1 protein-coding gene and 1 pseudogene are annotated in these 1,724 nt (G+C 61.5%); one reads left to right on the forward strand and one right to left on the reverse strand.

The window, feature by feature from the left end; genetic code table 11:
- Nucleotides 1–119: 119 nt before the first annotated feature.
- Nucleotides 120–1,211: a recombinase family protein gene (locus tag OE647_RS20030; RefSeq protein WP_263723533.1), complete on the reverse strand. Its 1,092-nt coding sequence runs from the start codon at nt 1,209–1,211 to the stop codon at nt 120–122.
- A 272-nt stretch (nt 1,212–1,483) separates the two neighbouring features.
- Between OE647_RS20030 and OE647_RS20035 the strand changes: the two are divergent.
- Nucleotides 1,484–1,600: pseudogene (locus OE647_RS20035) on the forward strand (transposase); the annotation flags it as partial.
- Nucleotides 1,601–1,724: the final 124 nt, after the last annotated feature.

Below are 1,724 nucleotides of genomic sequence, written 5' to 3' on the forward strand. Positions count from 1 at the left end.
GCCTCATGCTCGGCCAGAATGCCGATGATCTGCTCGTCGCTGTATCTCGTTCGCTTCATCGTCCGTCCCTTCGTTGGGTCGGACTCTAATCGCAGGTGGAGGAAAAATCCCGTGGCAGGTCACAGCCCTTCGAGGACGCGGGTCTCCAGCGCTTCGCGGTCGATCGTGCGGCGATTGCCGCAAGTGCCCTTGTTGCGCATGTTGGCACAGCCGTAGCGGCGCTTGCCCACGAGAACGTAGCCGCCGCCGCAGCACCCGCAACTGATCAATCCGGACAACAGGTATCGGACACGCCGGGCTTCCTCGAGCCGGGGGTTGCCTTCTGACCGCAGCATCGTCTCACGGATCACACCCTGACGCACCTTCACGCGCTCCCAGAGTGCCTGATCGATGATGCGCATGTCCGGGACGTCCTCGATGATCCAGTCTTCGGGTGGATTTGGACGCGCCTGGCGCTTCTGGCTGACGGGATCCTTGACGAAACGCTGGCGGTTCCAGACCAGGCGGCCGACGTAGAGTTCGTTGTTGAGAATTCCGGTGCCGCGGCGCCAGTTGCTCGAGATCGTGGAGAAACCCCAGGCCTCACCGCGAGGTCCGCTGATTGCTTCGGCATTAAGTCTCTGGGCGATCGCACGCGCGCTCAGGCCCGCCGAATACTCCTGGAATATCCGTACCACCGCAGCGGCCTCGGCGGGGTCGATCCGCCGGTCGCCCGTCGTGAAACTGCCGTCGAGCAAAACCTGGCGGTCGATCCGGTAGCCGTAGGACAATCCCCCAGCGGACTTGCCGGCATGCACGCGGCCTTCGAGCCCACGGTGCGTTTTCTGGGCGAGATCCTTGAGATACAGCGCCGACATGGTGCCCTTGAGCCCGATGTGCAATTCGTTGATCGTACCCTCGGCCACCGTCACAACGGGAATGCCGGCAAAACTCATCGCCTTGTGAAAGGCTGCAATGTGCTCCTGATCGCGGCTTATGCGATCGATGCTCTCGGCGACCACCACGCCGAAGGCTTGATGTCGCGCATCCTCAAGCAGCTTCTGATAGCCCGGCCGCAGGTGGGAAGATCCTGACATCCCCATATCCGAATAGACCTGCACCGCCGTCCAACCACGCCCCTCGATCAGCCGTCGACAAACCCGCACCTGGTCCTCGATCGATGCTTCCCGCTGCAGTTCCGTGGAGTACCTGGCGTAGATCACCGCACGCATGGTCAAGCTCCCTTCTTCCGCCTGGCGACGAGATTCTTGAGAGCGCGCCCTGCCTCGATAGACGTGGCCTGGTTGTAGTAACGTGTGCCCGTCCGGTCAGACGAATGGCCGAGCAGGCTCCGCGTCAAGCGGAGCCATGTCAGAGGATGCCACCGCAAGCGTGGTGGCTGCACAGTCCCGGAAGAGGTGCGGGCAGATGGCCGGTAATCCTCCCCATGGCTAACGGGATGAGATTGTAGAATTTTCTCGTGGCGAGAGCCGAGGAGATTCGAATGAGAACGAGCCGTTTCACCGAACCGCAGATCATGGCGGTGTTGTGCCAAGCCGAGAACGGGGTGGCAGTGCCGGAACTTTGCCGCGAGCACGGGATCAGCACCGCCAGTTTTTACATCTATGGACGTCTCTCCCGTTGCAAGGGTTTCGTCGAGCCGATCTAACCGTTTTTCCCAGGTTGCGAACATCTATCCGGCGTCACCGGATTTCGGTGCGCCTAAATGGGAATTCCGCGCGGTG

Origin of the sequence: Albidovulum sediminicola (assembly GCF_025751575.1) — a bacterium.
Lineage (GTDB): Bacteria > Pseudomonadota > Alphaproteobacteria > Rhodobacterales > Rhodobacteraceae > Albidovulum > Albidovulum sediminicola.

Excerpts from the sequence above, each read along its gene's own strand:
- OE647_RS20030 (WP_263723533.1), bottom strand. The coding sequence starts at position 1,211 with ATGCGTGCGGTGATCTACGCCAGGTACTCCACGGAACTGCAGCGGGAA.